The 20,183-nt window shown below is 43.0% G+C and carries 15 protein-coding genes; 9 read left to right on the top strand and 6 right to left on the bottom strand.

The features are described from left to right. The first annotated feature begins 156 nt into the window (after positions 1-156). Both VL121_RS04200 and VL121_RS04195 read left to right on the top strand, forming a co-directional pair. Positions 157-3,651: a SusC/RagA family TonB-linked outer membrane protein gene (locus tag VL121_RS04200; RefSeq protein ID WP_325402477.1), complete on the top strand. Its 3,495-nt coding sequence runs from the start codon at positions 157-159 to the stop codon at positions 3,649-3,651. Between the two features lie 20 nt (positions 3,652-3,671). Next, entirely contained in the window at positions 3,672-5,207 is a 1,536-nt protein-coding gene (locus VL121_RS04195; protein WP_325402475.1) for a SusD/RagB family nutrient-binding outer membrane lipoprotein, read from the top strand. A gap of 238 nt (positions 5,208-5,445) precedes the next feature. Here the strand turns inward: VL121_RS04195 and VL121_RS04190 are convergent, their stop codons facing one another. Next, positions 5,446-5,595, bottom strand: a complete 150-nt coding sequence (locus tag VL121_RS04190) for a hypothetical protein (protein ID WP_325402473.1) — start codon at positions 5,593-5,595, stop codon at positions 5,446-5,448. Positions 5,596-6,081: 486 nt separating this feature from the next. Beyond that, the gene (locus tag VL121_RS04185) at positions 6,082-7,014 is read right to left on the bottom strand and encodes a hypothetical protein (protein ID WP_325402471.1); all 933 of its coding nucleotides are present in this window, start codon (positions 7,012-7,014) and stop codon (positions 6,082-6,084) included. Between the two features lie 179 nt (positions 7,015-7,193). Here VL121_RS04185 and VL121_RS04180 point away from each other — a divergent pair, with 179 nt between their 5' ends. The 3 genes from VL121_RS04180 to VL121_RS04170 all read left to right on the top strand — a co-directional run bounded on the left by VL121_RS04180 (position 7,194) and on the right by VL121_RS04170 (position 9,577). After that, positions 7,194-7,517, top strand: a complete 324-nt coding sequence (locus VL121_RS04180; RefSeq protein WP_325402470.1) for a hypothetical protein — start codon at positions 7,194-7,196, stop codon at positions 7,515-7,517. A gap of 53 nt (positions 7,518-7,570) precedes the next feature. Then, positions 7,571-8,074, top strand: coding sequence for an FKBP-type peptidyl-prolyl cis-trans isomerase (locus VL121_RS04175; RefSeq protein ID WP_325402468.1), 504 nt, complete (start codon positions 7,571-7,573; stop codon positions 8,072-8,074). Between the two features lie 78 nt (positions 8,075-8,152). After that, positions 8,153-9,577 (top strand): L-serine ammonia-lyase, encoded by a 1,425-nt coding sequence (locus VL121_RS04170; protein WP_325402466.1) that lies wholly within the window; start codon positions 8,153-8,155, stop codon positions 9,575-9,577. Between the two features lie 93 nt (positions 9,578-9,670). On the opposite strand, the gene VL121_RS04165 is transcribed toward VL121_RS04170, so the two are convergent. Continuing rightward, entirely contained in the window at positions 9,671-10,471 is an 801-nt protein-coding gene (locus tag VL121_RS04165) for a glycerophosphodiester phosphodiesterase (protein ID WP_325402464.1), read from the bottom strand. A gap of 366 nt (positions 10,472-10,837) precedes the next feature. On the opposite strand from VL121_RS04165, the gene VL121_RS04160 reads away from it, so the two are divergent. From VL121_RS04160 to VL121_RS04145, 4 genes are all read left to right on the top strand, one after another. Further along, complete coding sequence (locus VL121_RS04160) at positions 10,838-11,395, top strand: RNA polymerase sigma factor (RefSeq protein ID WP_325402462.1); 558 nt, start codon at positions 10,838-10,840, stop codon at positions 11,393-11,395. Between the two features lie 104 nt (positions 11,396-11,499). Next, positions 11,500-12,651, top strand: a complete 1,152-nt coding sequence (locus VL121_RS04155) for a FecR family protein (RefSeq protein ID WP_325402460.1) — start codon at positions 11,500-11,502, stop codon at positions 12,649-12,651. Between the two features lie 61 nt (positions 12,652-12,712). Beyond that, entirely contained in the window at positions 12,713-16,096 is a 3,384-nt protein-coding gene (locus tag VL121_RS04150) for a TonB-dependent receptor (protein WP_325402458.1), read from the top strand. A 10-nt stretch (positions 16,097-16,106) separates the two neighbouring features. Next, positions 16,107-17,597: a RagB/SusD family nutrient uptake outer membrane protein gene (locus VL121_RS04145; protein WP_325402456.1), complete on the top strand. Its 1,491-nt coding sequence runs from the start codon at positions 16,107-16,109 to the stop codon at positions 17,595-17,597. Positions 17,598-17,758: 161 nt separating this feature from the next. On the opposite strand, the gene VL121_RS04140 is transcribed toward VL121_RS04145, so the two are convergent. Genes VL121_RS04140 through VL121_RS04130 form a run of 3 tightly spaced genes read right to left on the bottom strand, consistent with a single transcriptional unit; the run spans position 17,759 to position 20,151 of the window. Then, the gene (locus VL121_RS04140) at positions 17,759-17,983 is read right to left on the bottom strand and encodes a RagB/SusD family nutrient uptake outer membrane protein (RefSeq protein ID WP_325402612.1); all 225 of its coding nucleotides are present in this window, start codon (positions 17,981-17,983) and stop codon (positions 17,759-17,761) included. A 31-nt stretch (positions 17,984-18,014) separates the two neighbouring features. After that, positions 18,015-18,872: a fumarylacetoacetate hydrolase family protein gene (locus VL121_RS04135; protein ID WP_325402454.1), complete on the bottom strand. Its 858-nt coding sequence runs from the start codon at positions 18,870-18,872 to the stop codon at positions 18,015-18,017. Positions 18,873-18,924: 52 nt separating this feature from the next. After that, positions 18,925-20,151, bottom strand: a complete 1,227-nt coding sequence (locus tag VL121_RS04130; protein ID WP_325402452.1) for a DUF6786 family protein — start codon at positions 20,149-20,151, stop codon at positions 18,925-18,927. Positions 20,152-20,183 lie beyond the last annotated feature (32 nt).

Raw genomic sequence — 20,183 nt, 5'->3', positions numbered from 1 at the left:
CCAAAAAAGGGAGATGCGCCAACATCTCCCTGCTAAGGAAACGGGAGCACAGACTATGTTCCCTTATTATTCAACTCAACAATTAAAGGTATGCATTTTTCCAAAACTAATTGGGACAGGCAAGGCTTGCTTTATTCCCTGAAATGGAAGTTCATCATGAAGGTTTCTTTCATTATTACTACATTATTAAGTTTACAAATGGCTCTTTTGGCCAACGCGCAAAAAGAGATTTCTCTCTCCGTAAAAAAAGAGTCCTTAAGAAATGTGCTGACGCTTATTGAAAAACATTCTGGCTACCGGTTTTTGTATACCGATGACCCGGTTTTTGAAAACAGCAGGGTTACCCTTAAAGTACAAAAAGCCGCTTTTGAGGAAGTAATGAGCAGGGTACTGGCGGGTACAGGATTAGGCTATACTGTTAATAATAATGAACTGGTGGTGCTGAGCTTCGCGCCTTTTACCAGCCTGGCCGTCATTACCGGAAGAGTAACGGATGAAGAAGGTAACCCATTATCGGGTGTTACGGTGCAGGTAAAAGGTGCCAATACGTCCACTGTAACCAACGCGAATGGTGAGTTCAGCATAGACGCGGGGAGTAATGCTATCCTGGTTTTTTCTTCTGTTGGGTTTACAGCGCGTGAAATTGCCGCCGGCAGTAACGCGGTAACCAATGTTCGGCTCGAAACCGACAAAAAAGGACTGTCGGAAGTGGTGGTAACCGCCCTCGGTATTTCCCGTGAAAAGAAATCGTTGGGTTATTCTACGCAAAAGGTAGATGGCGCCCAGCTCAATGAATCGCCATCATCTAATTTTGTAAATGGTATAGCCGGTAAAGTGGCAGGTGTTCAAATTTCAAGTTCAGGAGCGGTAGGTTCTTCTTCAAAGATGGTCATCAGGGGCGAATCATCATTAAGCATGCAAAATAATCAGCCGCTTTTTGTAATAGATGGTGTTCCTATTGGTAACGATGGGGTGAGCAATACCAATGCCAACGCGGATTATGGCAACAGTGCAGCAGAAGTAAATCCTGCCGATATTGAATCCATGAACGTGCTGAAAGGTCCTGCCGCGGCGGCTTTATACGGCTCGCGTGCGGCCAATGGCGCTATTGTTATTACTACTAAAAAGGGAAGTGCCCGCAAAGGCATGGACGTGAATTTCAATACCTATTATTTTGCCCAGGAAGTAGCATGGCTGCCTAAATTCCAAAACCAGTTTGGACAGGGCAGAGATGGAAATTATGAAGGCTCCAATTTTGGTGCCTCCTGGTCAATTTATCCAGACGGCATTAGGGATTCCTATGATGAAAGCTGGGGACCCCGGTTAGACAATGGAACCCTGGAAAAACAAGTTACTTCACCCACTACCGGTGGTTTCAGAGGAGGTGATGTAGCGATTAACAACCGGGGAGATGTAATTGCAACCCCCTGGGTATCGCAACCCAATAATATTAAAGACTTCTTTAATACAGGCAGTAAATTCTATAACAACCTGGCATTATCGGGCGGTAATGATAAAGGTACTTACAGGCTTTCCCTTTCCTCGTTGAATGATAAAGGCGTAATACCTAACAATAATCTCGACCGCTACCAGGTAAGCTTAAACAGTAGTTATAAACTTACCAGCAAGCTTACTTCTTCCATTAATTTCAATTACATGAAGCAAAAAAGCGATAACCGCCCCGATAACGGGTATGGCCGCAATACCTTCATGTATATTTTTACCTGGATGACAAGGCAGGTAGATATAAACGCCCTGCGCAATTACTGGCAGGCTGGTTATGAAGGTTTAAGGCAGTTCCAGTTCAATTACGGCGAAAATCACAACAACCCCTTCTTCCTGATGTATGAAAATACCAAGGCGCAGGATAAGGACAGGCTGTATGGCAATATTGCATTAGAATATGCCTTTACCGATAAATTGAAATTGAAGGTACGTACCGCCGATGATCTGTATTATGATTTTCGCCCTATGAAATGGGCGGTAAGTAATGCAGATAATCCACTGGGCGGCTACCAGGAAACGCGCATAAAATATGAAGAAAGAAATACAGACCTGTTGTTAACCTATAATAGTGCAGCCGCGGCAGATGATATTGGATATACAATATCAGCCGGGGCTAATCGCTTCGATCAAAACGGGAACAATAATACCGTCACAAATAAAGGACTGGCAGTACCCGGCATATATAATCTCGGTAACACTTCTCAATTGTTAGAAGCGGGCAACAGCATTTACAAAAAAAGGATCAACAGTGTGTATGGTATGGTCAATCTTAATTATAAGGGTCTTGTATATTTAGATTTAACCGCGCGTAACGACTGGTCGAGCACTTTGCCATCCAATAATAATTCCTATTTCTATCCTTCCGTTGGCTTAAATACCAACATCAGGGATATATTAGGTCTTCCTGCTGCTGTTAGCCAGGCGCAACTGAGGTTTAGCTGGGCGCAGATGGGTAACGATGCTCCTCTGTATTCTCTTATAAATACTTATGGTTATGGTTCTCCCTGGGGAAATAACTATTCACTGGTGGGCAACAGCACATTAATGAATGCCAATTTAAAGCCGGAAATATCTTCCACCTATGAAGTAGGGGCTTCGCTTGGTTTTTTTAATAATCGCGTGGCCGTAGATGTTACCTATTACGATATTCGCACGAAGAACCAGGTACTTGGGTTGCCCATGGTTCAAAGCTCCGGTCAATTATTTCGCGTTATTAATGCAGGAGAAATTAAAAATTCAGGTGTTGAAGTAATGTTGTCTGCTACACCGGTAAGTACGCCAGGGGGCTTCAAATGGAACTTTAGCATTAACTGGTCGCATAATGTAGGGAAAGTTATTTCGTTGGATACTGAAGTGGATAAAATTGTTCAGGCTAACCCCGGTGAAGATGCTTCTATACAGGCACGGGTAGGTGAAAAGATGGGCGCTATATGGGGTCCAGGTTATCAAAGAGTTCCGGATGGCCCGCTGAAAGGGCAGGTTATTATAGGAAGTAATGGACGCGCTAAGGCTACTACTGAAGAAATGTATCTTGGAAATGTAAACCCCGATTGGATCGGCGGCTTTTACAACCAGGTTACCTATAAGAATTTTCATCTCAACTTCCTGTTTGCCGGACAGGTTGGCGGTAAATTCATTTCCCGTTTTTACAATAAAGCGGCGGGTTCCGGCCAGTTGATAGAAAGTGCGATGGGCCGCGGAGAGCGGGCGCCCGGTACGGAATACGATGCGCCTTATTATGCCAAAGGTGCGGCGCTTATGCCTGACGGTTCTTACCAGCCTAACTCAACCGGCGATGGCGGCAAATTAGATGCAGGTGTATATGGTACCGATATCCGGAGTATGGTTAAAGGGCAACTGGATCATATTTCCGAAGCGCAATTGTTCAGCACTACCTATTTTAAATTACGTGAGCTGTCTGTAGGGTATAGCCTGCCATACAAGCTGATCAGCAGCACATTTATTAAGAACGCAAAGATTTCCTTAACAGGCAGAAACCTTTTATTATTCAGGCCGGAGAGTAACCATCATTTTGATCCGGAAGTTGCCATAGCTACTACGGGTAATGGACTGGTACCAGGTTTTGAAAACATGAGTGTACCTTCTATGAGGGAAGTGGGCGTTAGTCTTAACCTGAATTTTTAAAACCTCCAAAATTAAAAGTTATGACAAAGTATAAACCAATCATATTTTTAGCCTTCCTTTTCCTGGCGGGCTGTACAAAAGATTTTGAAGAAATCAATACCAATCCCAACTCTCCCGATAAAATTACAAGTCCGGGCGTATTGTTCACTAATGTTATCCGCGGATCTGTTAACGGTAGTTTCGGAAGCTCCTACAGGATGGGCGTTATAGCGGGAGATATGAACTATAATGATTTTAGCGGCAATTTCAGCAACTGGGCGCGGGCTGATGCAAGTGGGCTTTTTTTATGGAATTATTATGACTATATCCGCGATTTAAACGAAGTGATTACAATAGCCGAAGCCGATGGACTGAACAATTATAAAGGTGTGGCGCTGGTATTGCGTTCGTGGATGTTTCAGAACCTTACCGACTTATACGGTCCTATTCCCTTCAGGGAAGCCGCCAATGCTAAATTAAAGGGAATTGCCAGTCCGAAGTATGAGCAGCAGCAGGCGGTGTATGCAGGATTGCTGGCCGACCTGGAAGAAGCCAGTACGCTTTTGGGATCTACAAGTGAAACCGTAATAGGCGATATTATTTTTAACAGTGATGTCAGCAGGTGGAAAAAGTTTTCTACAGGGCTGATGATTCGCTTATTAATGCGGCAATCCAAACAGGTTGATCCTTCAGGTGCTTTAACTAATATCTTAAACAATCCTGTTAAATATCCCTTGTTTACATCAAATGCTGATCAGGCAGCCCTGGATTATATTGCTGACAGCGATGGTAATTCCATGCCATTGTTTACAAGAAGCGCCAGTGATTATGTAACCAGTACCCGTGTTTCTAAAAACCTGGTAGATAATTTGAAATTACTGAACGATCCGCGTTTGCCCGTGTATGCGCTTCCTGCCCAGGTAAGCGTTGTTGGAACAGACCCGGATCCGGCAAATTTTGAATATGTGGGTGGAGTAAACGGAAATGGGCCATTGTCTGATCCCCGGAACTATTCCGCGCCGGGCATGCTTTGGGCACCCCGTTCTTTTGCCCCCGATCTGGCATCAAAAGATGCGGCACAGGGCATTATCTTAACCTATTCAGAGGAACAATTTAACCTGGCAGAAGCCGCAGAAAAAGGATATATACCGGGAGGTTCCACAGCGGCCGCGGATTATTATCTGAATGGTATTAAAGACCAGTTTGCTTATTATGCGGAGAGGGTGGGCAGCAGGTATGCGGCATCTTACCTTAAGCTGAAAGGCGAGGATGTTATCCCCGATAATAGTTATTATACACAGCCAGCCGTTGCCTACAGCGGTACAGCGGAGGAGAAGCTTGAAAAAATTGCACGCCAGAAATGGTTGTCGCTCTATTTTGTAGGCTATGAAGCCTGGTTTGAATGGAGAAGAACAGGTTTTCCTGAAATTGTTATTGGTACGCAGGGACCAGGCTATATTGCCAGGCGGGCATTATATCCTGCAGATGAAACGCGGATAAATGAAGCCAACTACGCGCAAGCGGTACAATGGTTGGGCGCCGATGATTTAAAAACCCGGGTATGGTGGGATAAATAACAAAGCGCCATCAGCAACAGCAAATAAATTAACCCTGAAACCCCTCTAACCTTTTAACACTATTAATTATAGCGGAACGCAAAAGCGTTCCGCTTTTTTAGCCCTTTTTCAGCCGGATACAAAGCAGTATTAACGAAAGCATATCAGTTGTATTAATGTATGTAATGAATAGTTGTTGTAAGCCAAAGCACCGGATTGAACGGTGCTTTGGCTTTTACTGTACTTGCGTAAAGGCAGATTATTTTACACCGCACAGGTATAAATATTCCTGCAGCGTAATTTTGCCATTCATGAGATAAACGTAAAGTATATCAATATCCACTTTCATTTTTTCTAAAGTATTTACCATCTCCCTGTCAAAATACAGGTCTTTGATCATTGTTTCCATGTTGTAATTGTTTTAACATGAAGTACGTTGCTGGGGCGTACCGGAATTTGTGTTTACATTTTCAGCAAAATGTAACATTCATATAAAGGGCAAATCGTATCCGTTAATTGAATAGCGTGCGGCAGGAATCGGGCAGATATAAAGCGAAAGCCATTTCAGAATGGCTTTTTAATTAATTGTGTTGGTTATACACAATTAATTAAAAAGCCATTTCAGAATGGCTTTTTAATTAATTGTGTATAACCAACACAAAGATACCTGTTTTTATCATAAAAAACAGCCTGAATGAAAGGGAACTACGTTAAGAAATCAATAAAATTTTAATAATAATTTATTATATTGTTCATTATAAATATGTTATGCATATTTTAGTATAGTATCTGTCTTCCTTAAATGTTCGTATACTGCCCAAAACCAACAGAAATTGAGCTGAACAATAGGTCGGCATTAATGCAGCCTAATGCAAAGGATATCCGTTTCATGCATTTATTTTAATTCGATCCTTGCCTTTCTGCCAAAAAAACGGGTAATCGAATCCCTGCTGCGGCTTGTGTCCGACAAAGGCCCGGTAACTAAGGTGTATAATTTAAAAGAAGCGGAGTCTTCCGTACTGAGCTTTACATCATAGCCCATTTTTAGCAGTTCCTCATGCCTGCTTAAAGCCCGCTGGCGCTGAGCGGTTTCAATAATTACTTTATAGGTAGTATTACCGTTATTGTTATTGGCGGAAACAGATGAACTGTCTGCTCCTGTTGTTGCAGCAGAATCCTGCACCGCGGCCGGAGAAGGAATTACAGGCTGAATATTTTCCGGTGTATTCTCCTGCCGGTTTTTACCCGCCTGCCATTGTTGAAAAAAATAATACACAATCCATCCTATTATTGCCAGTCCCAGTACCAGGGCAAATAATATCAATAATTTGCGGAGCGCATTGTCTGATGTTTTAGCCGGTTTGGGATAGCCATCCTCGAATGACATATTATCAGGATGATCTTCTCCTTTTAAAGCCCGCTTTTTTGAACTGTTTTCTTCCGGAACAGTAGCCGTCATTACTTCATTGCCCTGGATAAAATCGTAGTTACTGCTGTCGTTCAAAATTAAAGTACCCAGGCCTTCAATATAAAACTGCTTGCTTACATTTAATAGCTGCTTACCGATATTTAAAAAATCCTCCAGGTCCGATGCAGCCAGCGGCCTTATTTTACCGGTACGTTGCGCAATAAAATCAATAAGCCCCTCATCTTCCCCGGTTTTTTTACCGGCAGAAAATTGTATGGTATTTTCGGGGAGTTTGATCTTTCCTTTTTCATTTTCAAATGGATTCTCATAAAAATTATCCAATACAAATTCACCGATGCCCTGTAACTGCATTTTTTTATTTTGGAGCAGGTATTGTCCAAGTAAATGTGCTATCTTCAAAATTCTGGCTGTTTTTAGTAAAGAATGATACCCGGAATCAGGAACACAAGTTACAAAAATATAAAAAGTAACAGGGCATAAGTTTTAACCCCTTATCATATTTTAAGTCAGCAGGCTAAAATGGTAACATGGCTCTTTTTCCGGTCTCACCTATATTTGCAAATCAATTTGTTATTATCATGCTAAGTGAGGAAGAAAAGGCGTTTATTATATATTGGGAGCAAAACAGGGTACGGCAAAAAAGGATGTTCTACCAGTTGCTCGTAGGTCTTCCATTAGGGCTCTTGCTTGCGCTGCCTATACTTGTTAATTATTTGTCGGGATGGGATAAAAGAGCCGTCATGGTAGGCAATACGCAATCTAACCCGCTGGTATTAATTATAGCGGTATTGGCTATAGCCGTTTTTTTTTCCATATTCAACAGGCGCCATAAATGGGAAATGAATGAGCAGCGCTATCTTGAGCTAAAGCAGGCGCAGGAAGCGGATGTTAAAACAAAGTAAGGATGCAACGTTTTCGTAAGTGTTTATATCAATGGGTATAAAGAAAAAAATATATGAGAAAGATCGCCTTTTATGGTTTTGCAGTGTTTGCAGTTTTTGCGTTTGCATCATGTTTAAAAAAGGATTCGGGTTGTCCTTACACCGAATTGAACGTTAAGGCGCCGGATAGCGAGGTGCAAAAGGTTCAACAGTATCTCGAAAGCAAGGGAATAACCGCGCTTAAAGATTCATCCGGTGTATATTATATTGTTGAAGCTGCCGGAGCAGGCAAAGTGGCTGAAGTGTGTTCTGTAATCACCGTGAATTATACCGGCACATTAACCAACGACCAGGTTTTTGACAAAACCAATGGAACGCCGGCAAAGTTCACGCTGGGTGGATTGATTCCCGGCTGGCAAAAAGGACTGAAGCACATTCAAACCGGGGGTAAAATCAAGCTCTTTATTCCTCCCAGCCTGGGGTATGGCGATAAAGATGCCAAAGATGCTAACGGCAATGTGATAATACCGGCAAACTCTGTTATTATATTTTCCTTAGAACTTGTTGGGGTGCAGTAAATAAACAAAAATTTTACTGCAGCGGCTTTGAGGTATTCATATACTTCAAAGCCTTTACCTTTATATAAACACATACCATTGCCCCACGAAGCCATTTCTGTATTTGATATGTTTAAAATAGGCGTTGGCCCGTCCAGTTCCCATACGCTCGGTCCATGGCGGGCCGCGCAACTTTTTACCGCTAAGCTGGCCGCGCAGCAACTATTAAATGAGGTGGTTTCATTGCAGGTGTTGTTATATGGTTCTTTGGCTAAAACGGGTAAAGGGCATGGTACCGATATTGCTGTTCAACTGGGATTGTGTGGTGAGGATCCGGAAACCTTTGCAGTGGAAAATATCAATACCTATATCAATACTATCGCGGTTAATAAAAAAATACGCTTACGGGGGAAGCAGGACCTTGCATTTGACCCTTATACCGATATTGTTTTCCTGGCCAAAGAGTCGCTTCCCTTTCACCCTAATGCCCTCAGGTTTTTAGTAACGCTTACTAACGGAAATGTAATGGAAGAAACCTATTATTCCGTTGGCGGAGGCTTTGTGCAGCAGGAAGGAAAAGAAACGGGAAAAACCAATAGGGTGCAACTGCCTTTTCCTGTCAATACCGCATCAGATCTGTTGCACTGGTGTATGAAAGGGTTAAGCATATACGAGGTGGTAATGGAAAATGAAAATGCCTGGCGGCCGGAAGAAGATACCAGGAAAGGGATTGTACGGCTATACCGGGTAATGCAGGAGTGCGTATATAAAGGTTGTCATGAAGAAGGCGTACTGCCCGGCGGACTACATGTAAAACGCCGTGCCGCCGCGCTGAATAAAAAATTATTGCAGGGCAGAAAGTACCGGGATTATGCCACATGGATAAAGGCTATACAGGAAGGCGGAAACGGGTTTAACTATATTTTAGACTGGGTAAGCTGCTTCGCGCTTGCCGTTAATGAGCAAAACGCTTCATTCGGCCGGGTGGTAACTGCGCCTACTAACGGTGCCGCGGGCGTTGTTCCGGCAGTATTGCTATACTATATTATTTTCTGCAATGGTGATACGGAAGAAAATGTGATCCGGTTTTTATTAACCGCCTCAGAAATAGGAAGCATTTTTAAAAAGGGAGCAACCATCTCCGCGGCAATGGGCGGCTGCCAGGCCGAGATCGGCGTTTCATCGGCAATGGCCGCGGGAGCATTAACAGAAGCGATGGGCGGCACACAAAAGCAGGCGCTCATGGCGGCTGAAATAGCTATGGAGCATCACCTGGGCTTAACCTGCGATCCTATTGCCGGGCTGGTGCAGGTACCCTGCATAGAAAGAAACACCATGGGCGCCATAAAGGCCATCACCGCATCGCAACTGGCTTTGCAAAGCACTCCTGATTTTGCAAAGGTTTCGTTAGACGCCGTAGTAAAAACCATGTGGGATACGGCAGTTGATATGAACAACAAATACAAGGAAACCGCGGAAGGCGGCCTGGCCATTAATATACCTTTGGGTTTGAAAGAATGCTGATTGGGTAATTTGAAAATTTGAAAATGTGAAAATGAGGGCAGTCTGAAAGGTCGGCGGGGTTGCTTTGCTGGTTGAGCAGACCTGACGGATTCGTCACCTGAAAAACCGTTCAAATTCACTATCAATTTGGAAGTAATTTAATCCTGTAGCTTTTAAGCGCTGCGCATCTTTTTCCGCTTCAGCCAGCGGATCGGCAAACCTCCTGTAGCGCCAGGCATTTACTACGCCCACCGCCAGTATAGTATTACGCTTAGCCCATTCCACATCATCACGCGTAATTTCATTACCAAAAAGGTAGTAATGTAAAGGACTATAGCCGGGTTTCAGCATATTTTCCTCCAACTGTTTCCTGGTGCAGCTCAGTTTTATTTTGCCTGTAAAAAAACCGGTTGATTCATCGGTGCCGATCATTAATGCTGCTTTATCCAGCTTATATTTTTTTAATAAAGCAATTACTTTGGAAAACAGAACCGTGTCGTTTCCGCTGATCTTATTATCAATCATTACTGCAATTTTTCCGCTGCAATATTGTAATGCCGCTTCAAATGTCAATACCCTGCTTCCTCCGGTATTGCTTTTTAATTTGCTGATCTCTTTCCAGTTCATATCCGATACCTTCTTATCCACCCCAAAGTACCGTTTAAAATTGGTGTCATGATGAATGATCAATACCCTGTCTTTCGTTAGTCGCAGGTCAATTTCCACCATTGTATAACCGCGTTCAATGGCCGCCTTAAGGGCAGGCAAACTATTTTCCGCTTTGGTACTGTCTACCACGCCGCCGCGGTGGGCAATTAGGAAATAGGTTTGTTGCACCCGGTTTTTATTTTCCTGTGCGTTCAGGGAGGAAACACTGCATAATGAGATGAGAAGACATAAGTGTTTGAAATGCATATTCGGTTGTTTTATGGTAACATGAAAATATGTTTGCCGGAAAAAATTGCAAACGTTTGAAATATTTTGCTGCATGGAAAGAAAAGAATGCTTATTAACTTACATTTTAATGCAGGCATTTTTCATGTAAATGAGATTTTATAATATGATAACATGATACAGAAAATGGCTGAATTGTAATGTTTAGATTTGTTGAAATTACTGTTATTGCAAATACTTTACGCATTAGATATAGACCTCATCCTCAAAATAGTCGTGTCTGACTAAATGAAATTTCACCGGGAAGATTTTCACTTCAAGTTGTTAAAGACATTTATTATCAGCGTGTCATCGTAAAATGATGATATCGCATATACCATTAAGCTGATGAAGAATTATCAGTTATATACTAATGATATGTTGCTGATTCTTCTAAAAGAAGATGATGAACGTGCATTTAGTGAAATATATAACCGCTACTGGAGACTACTTTTTACCATAGCTTTCTCGCGCCTTCGCCATACCTGTCCTGCAGAAGATATTCTTCATGATATTTTTGCCAGTCTCTGGAAAAACCGTAAAAGTGCAGATATACGTTCTCTTGATCATTACCTCTCATCATCAACCCGTTACATGGTATTCAAAGTGATACGTAAAAATGCGCAGGCTCATCAGTATGTTGAATCAAATCAGGGTTTAATTGCAGAATTTGAACTGGAAAATACATTGCATAACAAGTATTTGCTTGAATTTGTTGCAAAAGAAGTTGACGCCTTACCGGAGCGGTGTAAAATGATCTTTAAATACAGCCGCGAAAAAGGCATGACCAATAGAGAAATAGCCTTGGAAATGAACATTACTTCAAAAACGGTTGAAAACCAGATCAATAAAGCCCTTCATCACCTGCGTTTTTCCATGAAGAAGCTGTTGCAGTTTTTGTTTTAGGAAGCATTTGAGGTTTAAAGTTCACACCCTAACCCTTATATCTGCTTTAAAAATTTTTCTCCGGCTGTGGGTGCTGCAGGTTGCTCGTGGCACCATACAAGTACATGAAGCATGTGCCGGGCTATATACAAGCGCTCATTCAAAAGAGTTTGGATGGTTCAATTACACTTCAAGAAAAGGTTGTTCTGGACGAATGGTTCTACACCTTTTCGCCGGAGGACACCACACTGTTTTCAGAAGAAATGGGGAAAGCTGTTAGTGAAAGAGTAAAAAACAGGTTGAATGACTATATCGCTTATGAACGTATAGTCATGAGGTATAAAAGGCAATCAATGCTATTAAAAGTTGCAGTAATGGCTTCCTTTATAAGCGCATCGAGCCTGCTGTTTTATTTTGGCGGTAAAGAAAAAAAACTGCCTGCAGTTGCAGCCGCAGGAGCGGTTAAGGATATTTCACCTGGCGGCACCAGGGCTATGCTCACACTTGGCGATGGCTCAACTATAATTTTAGACAGCAGTTCAAATGGACAATTGGGTGTTCAGGGCAATACAAGAGTGGTAAAGATGGATAACGGCCTGTTGCATTATCAAAAGCAGAAAAGCGCAGCGGATAACAGTGCCATAATATATAATACCATTGCAACACCAAGGGGGGGGCAATACCAGGTAGTGCTGGCTGATGGCTCTGTTGTTTGGCTGAATGCTTCTTCTTCCTTAAAATTTCCTGCCGAATTCAGTGATAGTTTGCGGGAAGTGGAGATAACCGGTGAGGCATACTTTGAAATAGCGCGGAATGCTTCAAAACCTTTCAGGGTAAAAGTGAAAGATATGTATGTGAATGTACTGGGTACCAGTTTTAATATCATGGCTTATGATGACGAAGCAACTGTTAATACTACTTTGCTGAAAGGTTCATTGAAAATAAGCAATGCAGGAAATTCAAAACTGATACACCCCGGGCAGCAGGTTCTGTTAAACAATAAAGGCAGTTTTCAACTGGTTCCTGATGCGGATGTTGAAGGAGCCGTGGCATGGAAGAATGGGAAATTTTCTTTTAGTAGTGCCGATATAAAAACGATTATGCGGCAAATTGAACGCTGGTATAATGTTGATGTTGTGTTTGAACGAAAAGACGACCTCCATTTTACCGGTGAACTTAGCCGGTTTGTGAATGTATCGCAACTGCTGAGAAAACTGGAGCTGACCAATGAAGTTCATTTCCGGATCGAAAAAGGGCGAATAATTGTTCTGCCCTGATCATTATAAAGTTTGTATTGTTCTTAAATTTTAAATTAATGTAAACAAAACTAACAAGGTTATGAATCTATCTTTTATTCCTGCCTGCTCTTCAAACGATAGGCTGCTTCGTACCCTGAGGGTGATGAAGTTTACTGCTTTCCTGATAGTAGCAGTTTGTCTTCGTGTAAATGGGAAGGCTTATTCGCAGCAAATAACCCTTTCCTTAAAAAATGCTCCTATTTCCAAAGTGTTGAAGGAAATTCAGAAGCAATCAAATTACCAGTTCCTGTATCCGGATGAAATATTACGTCTGGATAAGCGTATTGATATTTCGTTGAAGGGTGCCGGCATTCGGGAAGCGCTTGAAAAATACATTACGCCCGAAGGACTTGATTTTGTTTTTGACGATAAAACGATTGTACTTAGAAGAAAAGTTGTTGTGTTGAACAAACCGGTTGAGTCTGAAAAGGCGGCTGATATTACAGGCCGCGTTGTGAATGATAAAGGCGAACCGGTTTCCGGCGCATCTGTAGTAATTAAAGGCGCCAATACAGGAACAAGCTCTGATGCATCGGGCAATTTCAGATTGCAAACTTCACAGCGCAACGTTACGTTGGTAGTTTCTTCAGTGGGCTACGAAACCAAAGAAATAACGGTAAGGGGTAATGACCCCGTAAATATCGTGCTGTCTCCAAAAGAAACTACAGCGGAAGAAATAGTGGTTATTGGTTATGGTACACAAAAAAAGGTGGATGTAACAGGCGCTATTTCTACTATAAAAGCTGATGATGTAAACCAGGGTATCAATCAGTCGGTATCGCATGCTTTACAGGGGCGCGCAGCAGGTGTAACTGTTGTGCAAAATTCGGGTGCGCCTGGTGAAGGCGTTGAAATAAGAGTAAGAGGCTCGGGATCAATCAACGATAACAGCCCTTTATATGTGGTAGATGGGATTATTACAGGTGGTATTGGCGGTTTAAATCCTGCTGATATAGAAAGTATTTCTGTGTTGAAAGACGCGGCATCCGCAGCGATATATGGATCAAGAGGCGCTAACGGCGTTGTTATAGTAACTACTAAAAAAGGCAGGAGAGATCAGAAAACAACAATCTCCTATAATACCAGCCATGGCATACAGCAGGCATGGAGAATGCCTAAAGCCTTAAATGCAGAACAAAGGAACCTGATCCATAAGGAAGCGCTGACCAATGACGGCACACCTTCCACGGATGCTATCTGGGATTATTATAACGAGCCGGATAATGCCGTTACAAGGACCGACTGGTTTAAAGAAGTATTAAAACCTGCTTATATAGCCACTCATGACCTGGCCATCAGGGGAGGTAGCAGCCGGTCTAATTACTCTTTCTCCCTGGGCTACTTAGATGATAATGGTATTGTAATGGGCACCAATTTTAAACGCTACAATATCAGGTTCAACAGCCAGCACGAGCTATTTAAAAACCTTACGTTTGGTGAAAATATTTCTGCTGTAATAACCGACCAGAAAGCCGGTGAATTTCGCGGCGCTTATGATGGTGTATTAAGCTCAGCACTTTTCAACTTTAGAGATATACCTGTGTGGGCAGACAAGGCTAACGGTGTGTATGGTACGCCTTCCGGTGATTTTCCCAATCCGGTGGCATCGCTCAATAACAGGAGTTACCGGAATAAAGGAATAGGATTCGGAGGAAATGCTTACCTGGAATATAAGTTCCTCGATATGTTTACAGTTAAAACTGATTTCGCTTACAATCTCGGTTACGGTAAAAACAAGAACTTCGTTGCTATTGCGCCGGGTGCAGGCAGAGGGTTTAACAAAAAGAATTCATTATCCGAATACTTTGCTACCAATAATACCTGGATATGGAACAATACACTGACTTTTGACAGGAGCTTTGGTGAACACCATGTTTCTGCACTTATAGGGATGTCGTCAGAAGCGGGGTATAATGATTGGACATCAAGCGGAACAGCTAACGATTTCAGTAACCAGGAAAATGCTTTGCGTTACTTCAACAATGCCGGCACATTTCCTGACCATGTAACCGGCAGCGCTGACGATTATTCGCTGGTGGGCTATTTCGGAAGAGTAAGTTATGCCTTCGGAGACAAATATCTGCTGGCAGCCAACATCCGCAGGGACGGCTCCTCAAAGTTTGCGCCTGAATACCGCTGGGGTACTTTCCCCTCCGTTTCCGGTGGCTGGAGAATTTCCAAAGAGAACTTTTTTGAACCGGCTACCAATGTGGTATCTGATCTCAAGATCAGGGCAAGCTGGGGCCAATTGGGTAATGACAAAATACCCAACTATCAATACTACAGCACGGTAAGCAGTGTTGAATCCCCTACTTTAGATGGTGCGATCTATACTTCGGTAGCCCAGAACCGCATGGCCAATACGACCATTAAGTGGGAAGTAACCACGCAAACAGATATCGGTATTGATGCAGGTTTTATGAGTAACAGGTTGCTCGTAAGCGCGGATTATTACCATAAAAAAACAACCGACATTCTGGTAAGGGTACCACTGGTATCATCATACGGCGTGAACACTGCTCCTTTCCAGAATGCAGGTGTAGTATCTAATAAAGGATTTGATTTCAGTGTTACTTACAGGGATGCAGGCGCACACAAGCTGGGCTATGAAATTACCGCCAATGCAGCTACTGTTAAAAACAAGCTCGAGACACTGGGAGTAACCGGGGCCAAACAAATATTCACTTCCGATTATAAAAATACCCAGGTGGGCAGAATAGCGGAAGGTGAAGCCTTAGGGCATTTCTATGTATTGAAGACATTGGGCATTTTCCAATCCCAGGGTGAAGTGGATAGTTACAAAGATAAAAACGGCACTATCATCCAGCCTAATGCAGTAGCAGGTGATCTGAAATTTCAGGACACCAATGGCGATGGCGTGATAAGCGCTGACGATCGTATCAATGCAGGCAACAGTTTCCCTCAATTTACATATTCATTGAATGCCTCTCTTAATTATGGCAAATTTGATATGAATATGATGTGGAGCGGCAGCCAGGGCAATAAAATATTCAACGGTTTAACTATTGGCGGAAAACTGATGCAGGGTGCCAGTTATAATAACAGTGCGGATATATTAGACCGCTGGACGCCGGATCATACCAATACAGATATTCCGAGAGTGTCTATTAAAGACCTGAACAGCAACCACACTTACAGTACTTTCTATATTGAAGACGGAAGTTTTCTGCGCATGAAGTATTTATCCTTCGGATACACATTTAGCAACAATGTGCTCGGACCTAATATTTCAAAGCTGAGGGTATTCCTTACTTTCCAAAACCTGATCACTATCACAAAATATTCCGGATTTGATCCCGAGATCGGTTCAGATGTTAACGTCAATGCCAATATGTATGGTGTTGACAGGGGTGCCTATCCACAGGCTAAAGCATATATCTTAGGCATAAACTTTAATTTTTAATTTTCCCGCTATGAAAAAATATACAGTATATATATTGATGGCATGCCTTTTAAGCGCCTGCTCCAAAGATTTCCTCAATAAGGAACCACATGAGTTTACCGATGCTGTTTTCTGGAAAACAGCGGACCAGGCCGAATCTGCCCTGGGGGGTGTTTATTCCCCGCTGCAGGGAGAAGAAGCGCTGGGCGGCGAAGAATGGTGCGGCATGGAAGCCTTCAGCGATATTGGTTATATGAATGACAACTATTCAGATTTTATTGCAATGACGGAATTCAGGGCCGTACAGAATACAGAAAATGACCTTAGCCTTAACAGTTACAAGGAGTATTACCAGGTAATCAAAAGAGCTAATGATGTGTTGCATAACGTGCCTAATATTGACATGGATCAGACACAGAAAAACCGGATATTGGGAGAGGCAAATTTCCTGCTGGCTTTTGCATATTTCCAGGAAGTGATCAGGTACGGCGGTGTTCCCATCTATGACCCGGCCAACACAGAGTCGGCGCTTACACGCGCTACAGAAGATCAGGTATGGGACGTTATCGAATCGGGTCTGAAAGACGCTACTGCCCAATTGTCTTTTGACCATGAAGAAGGGCGCCCGGGACAGGGAGCAGCCTGGGGTTTGCTGGCAAAAGTATATGCTCATCGCAAAAAGTGGCAGGAATGTAAAGACGCAGCAGAGAAAGTGATCAGCTCCCAAAAACACGCCTTATATCCTGTATACTCCGATTTGTTTACACTTGATCATGATAATGAAAGTGAGATGCTCTGGGTGCTGGGAGCCAGGTATGATTCCTATCCTATTACTCCCATCCTGTATCTGCCTAACAACGTATGGGGTGGAACACAGCCCGACAATAACGAGCCGGTGGGCGAAGGTTGGCGCCTGGTAAGCGCTACCAATGCTTTTTATGATACGTATCAACCGGGAGACAAAAGAAAAAAAGCCACTGTTGCCAGGCGAAATGTAGACAAGGTTACCTATAATGGTATCACTGCTACGCTTATAGCGCCCAACAATCAATCGGATGTTGTTTGTGTAAAATTCATGCAGCCTTATGCGCAAAGCTATACCGGCTGGGCGCCCGGGTTAAATGTACCGGCATTAAGATATGCCGATATACTGCTGTTGCATGCAGAGGCCATTATGAACCTGAACGGTGGCGGGCCTCAAAATAGAACAACCGGTGTTGCAGCTGCCGCAGAATCTTTTAATCTGGTTCATGAAAGAGCGGGCTTAGATCCGATTGCTGCACCAACTTTTAATGATTTGATGTACGAAAGAAAAATGGAATTAGCGTTTGAAGGCGGCGAACGTCATTTTGACCTGGTAAGATGGGGACTGGCAACGGAAGTATACAATAGCTTGCCTGCAGAAGGAACATATAAGCCCAAGCGCACTTTTGTTGCTCCAAAAAACAACCTGTTGCCTTATCCCCAGCAGGAGATTGATAATAGCAATAAGTCTATAGCTCAAAACCCCGGTTATAATTAATTGGATTTTGAGTGTTATTGCGTTTCGGAAAATTAATTGGCCAAATATTAGATGGTGTATGATTATGTATAAGTGCTTTTAATGATGGCATTACAAAAAAGACGGCAGATGATCAACTGATCATCTGCCGTCTTTTTTGTAATCCTTTACCTGCAATTTATTTATTGCGGATACCCGGGGTTTTGAGGTTTCAGGTTCGGGTTGTTCAGCATTTCCTGTACACCCAACGGGAACAGCAGGTGCTTTTCCTGCAAAGGCTGGTTGAAGCTTTTATTGATATGCCCAACAAAGTTGTCGAAGCCATTGGTGGTTTCGTTATATACTTTTCTGAGACGCACCATATCAAACCAGGTAATGCCTTCATAGCAGAACTCATGCCAGTACACTCTCCGGAACGGACTAATGCTATTACATCTTTTATACAGCAAGCGGTTTATGCATAACCCTGTTCAGCAAAGTGCCAATTTCATCAATACTGATATTTACGATATCATTTTCAAGAAGCGTAAAATCATTGTCGGGCACCAGGCAGGTGCCGGTCATTAAAAAACAGCCAGAGGGGAAGTCGGTTTCCCTGAATAAAAATGCAGCCAGTTCGGGGAGCGACCTTTTCATCATGCTGAGTTTGATAGCACCTTCAAATATGGATTGGTTATTGCGGAGAATGTTCATACTGATGGTAGTACCCGTATCAATGGGGTATTCAGGTATATAAAGACAGGGCCCAAGCGCAGCGCTTCTTTCATAGGTTTTGGCCTGCGGCAGGTACAAAGGATTTTCTCCTTCAATGCTGCGTGAACTCATATCGTTTCCTATAGTGTAGGCCTGTATGTTGCCCGCGCTGTTGATAAATAAAGTGAGTTCCGGTTCGGGAACGTTCCAGGTAGAATCCCTGCGGATATACACATCTTCAAAATGCCCGGCAACGCGGTGGGGAAGCGATTTGAAAAACAATTCCGGCCTTTCCGCTTCGTATACTTTATCATAAAAAGTAGCGCCACCCGATTCTTTTGATTCTTCCATACGGGCATCGCGGCTACGCAAATACGTTACACCCGCGGCCCACACTTCCTGGGTTCCTATGGGTGCCAAAAGCGGACGTGTTAAAAAAATCGCTACTTCTTCCTCCGATAGTTTGGAAAACTTAGCCAGGGAATACAGCAGGTAGCCGTAAAGGTTATTTCTGTTGATCAGTGTATCAAAAGCCGCGCCTGATATATAGTATCCGCCATTATGCTCCAGTACAGTTCCATTCTGTGTTTTATACAATTTCATGCAGATAATTTTTAAAGTGTAATACGTATTTCGTGATAAAATAATTCATATCCTATGGCATTTTAGCCTTATCGAGGTCAACCCCAAGGAGGTGCCGCGCAAGCGCTTTTAAGGCTGCATAATCACCTTCAAAGTGGCAGGTAACCTGGCGATAGGTTTGTGTTTCCCCCGGTTGCAGCGGTTTGGCCGCAGAGGAAGATTCCAGTTCGTAAAAAGGTCCCAACTGCGAGCCGTCTTCTAACGGGCCGTCATTATAAGCGTTTACCACATCGCCTTTATAGGGCTGCTTTTGCAGTTCCCATTTAGAGTTTACATAATCGCCGTTCGCCTCAATATCAAAAAAGATAACGGTCAGCATATTTCTTTTAAAATCAAAACTGGCAGCAAGCGGTTTGGCAATAGCGGGCAACAAACCTAATTTGCTGCGGTGCTTTCCATCGCATTTTAATAACAGCGCACTGTCTTGTACAATGAGCCGGCTGGCAGGAATTTGCCCGAAATAATTGTCGGTAATAAAATCTTTAACATCCTTACGGTTGTGAAAAGGAACAATAGTAACCGTTTCGTCAGACGGGGTAAACATGCCCAGCAGCCAGATGGAAAGCAGCCCGGTTTCTTTTTTCCAGGCATTTTCACCCATGTTTTTAATGATGTTCTCTGTTTCATAGGCAACCCATTGCACATTACCGGGAACGTTGGTTTGTAAGCGGCTATTTAGTGCCGTTGCATCTAACAGGTGAATATTCCTGTTGATGAAAATATTAAATTCGGTTCCGCTGTAGTTGGTAACAACGGCCTTTTGCGAAAATTCAACACTGGAGCTGTCCGAATGCGTTACCTGGTAGGCTATCGTATCAATAATGGGGGGTACCTGCCAGTTTTTGATATGGAAGGAGTCGCCCTTTTTAAAATAAAAGGAATACTGCCCGCCTTCCGGTCCAATCCATAATCGCTCTTCCCCGCCAACGGCGTTAAACTGATCCTTAAATTTTCCGGCGGCGATCAGGTCGTAGTTAATCCATCCAGCACTATTGCCCGAATCGCCGCTGGCGCTGCTGGTCATTACGCGCCCCTGGTAATCGGCGGTAAGTAATACCCTCGCGCCATCTTCATTCCATAATTCTATGGTATTATCCAGGTGTTCTTTTAAAAACGCGGCATCATAACCGTAACTGCCTTTTGCATATTCAACTCCTTTTCCGGGTTGGGTTTCAGTACAAGCCATTAATACAAATATTAAAAAGGATACGCCTGACAGAGAAGAAAAGTACTTCCTCATACTATTGCCTTTTAAAAATAAAGGATGTTAAG

The sequence above is a fragment of the Agriterribacter sp. genome (assembly GCF_035497235.1).
GTDB lineage: Bacteria > Bacteroidota > Bacteroidia > Chitinophagales > Chitinophagaceae > Agriterribacter.
Note: the sequence above shows the minus strand (reverse complement) of the source record. Positions and strands in the feature narration are given on the sequence as shown.

Bases quoted from the DNA above. Each gene is read 5' to 3' on its own strand.
- VL121_RS04200 (WP_325402477.1), top strand. From the start codon at position 157: ATGAAGGTTTCTTTCATTATTACTACATTATTAAGTTTACAAATGGCT.
- VL121_RS04195 (WP_325402475.1), top strand. From the start codon at position 3,672: ATGACAAAGTATAAACCAATCATATTTTTAGCCTTCCTTTTCCTGGCG.
- VL121_RS04190 (WP_325402473.1), bottom strand. From the start codon at position 5,595: ATGGAAACAATGATCAAAGACCTGTATTTTGACAGGGAGATGGTAAAT.
- VL121_RS04180 (WP_325402470.1), top strand. From the start codon at position 7,194: ATGCTAAGTGAGGAAGAAAAGGCGTTTATTATATATTGGGAGCAAAAC.
- VL121_RS04175 (WP_325402468.1), top strand. From the start codon at position 7,571: ATGAGAAAGATCGCCTTTTATGGTTTTGCAGTGTTTGCAGTTTTTGCG.
- VL121_RS04165 (WP_325402464.1), bottom strand. From the start codon at position 10,471: ATGCATTTCAAACACTTATGTCTTCTCATCTCATTATGCAGTGTTTCC.
- VL121_RS04160 (WP_325402462.1), top strand. From the start codon at position 10,838: ATGAAGAATTATCAGTTATATACTAATGATATGTTGCTGATTCTTCTA.
- VL121_RS04155 (WP_325402460.1), top strand. From the start codon at position 11,500: ATGAAGCATGTGCCGGGCTATATACAAGCGCTCATTCAAAAGAGTTTG.
- VL121_RS04150 (WP_325402458.1), top strand. From the start codon at position 12,713: ATGAATCTATCTTTTATTCCTGCCTGCTCTTCAAACGATAGGCTGCTT.
- VL121_RS04145 (WP_325402456.1), top strand. From the start codon at position 16,107: ATGAAAAAATATACAGTATATATATTGATGGCATGCCTTTTAAGCGCC.
- VL121_RS04135 (WP_325402454.1), bottom strand. From the start codon at position 18,872: ATGAAATTGTATAAAACACAGAATGGAACTGTACTGGAGCATAATGGC.
- VL121_RS04130 (WP_325402452.1), bottom strand. From the start codon at position 20,151: ATGAGGAAGTACTTTTCTTCTCTGTCAGGCGTATCCTTTTTAATATTT.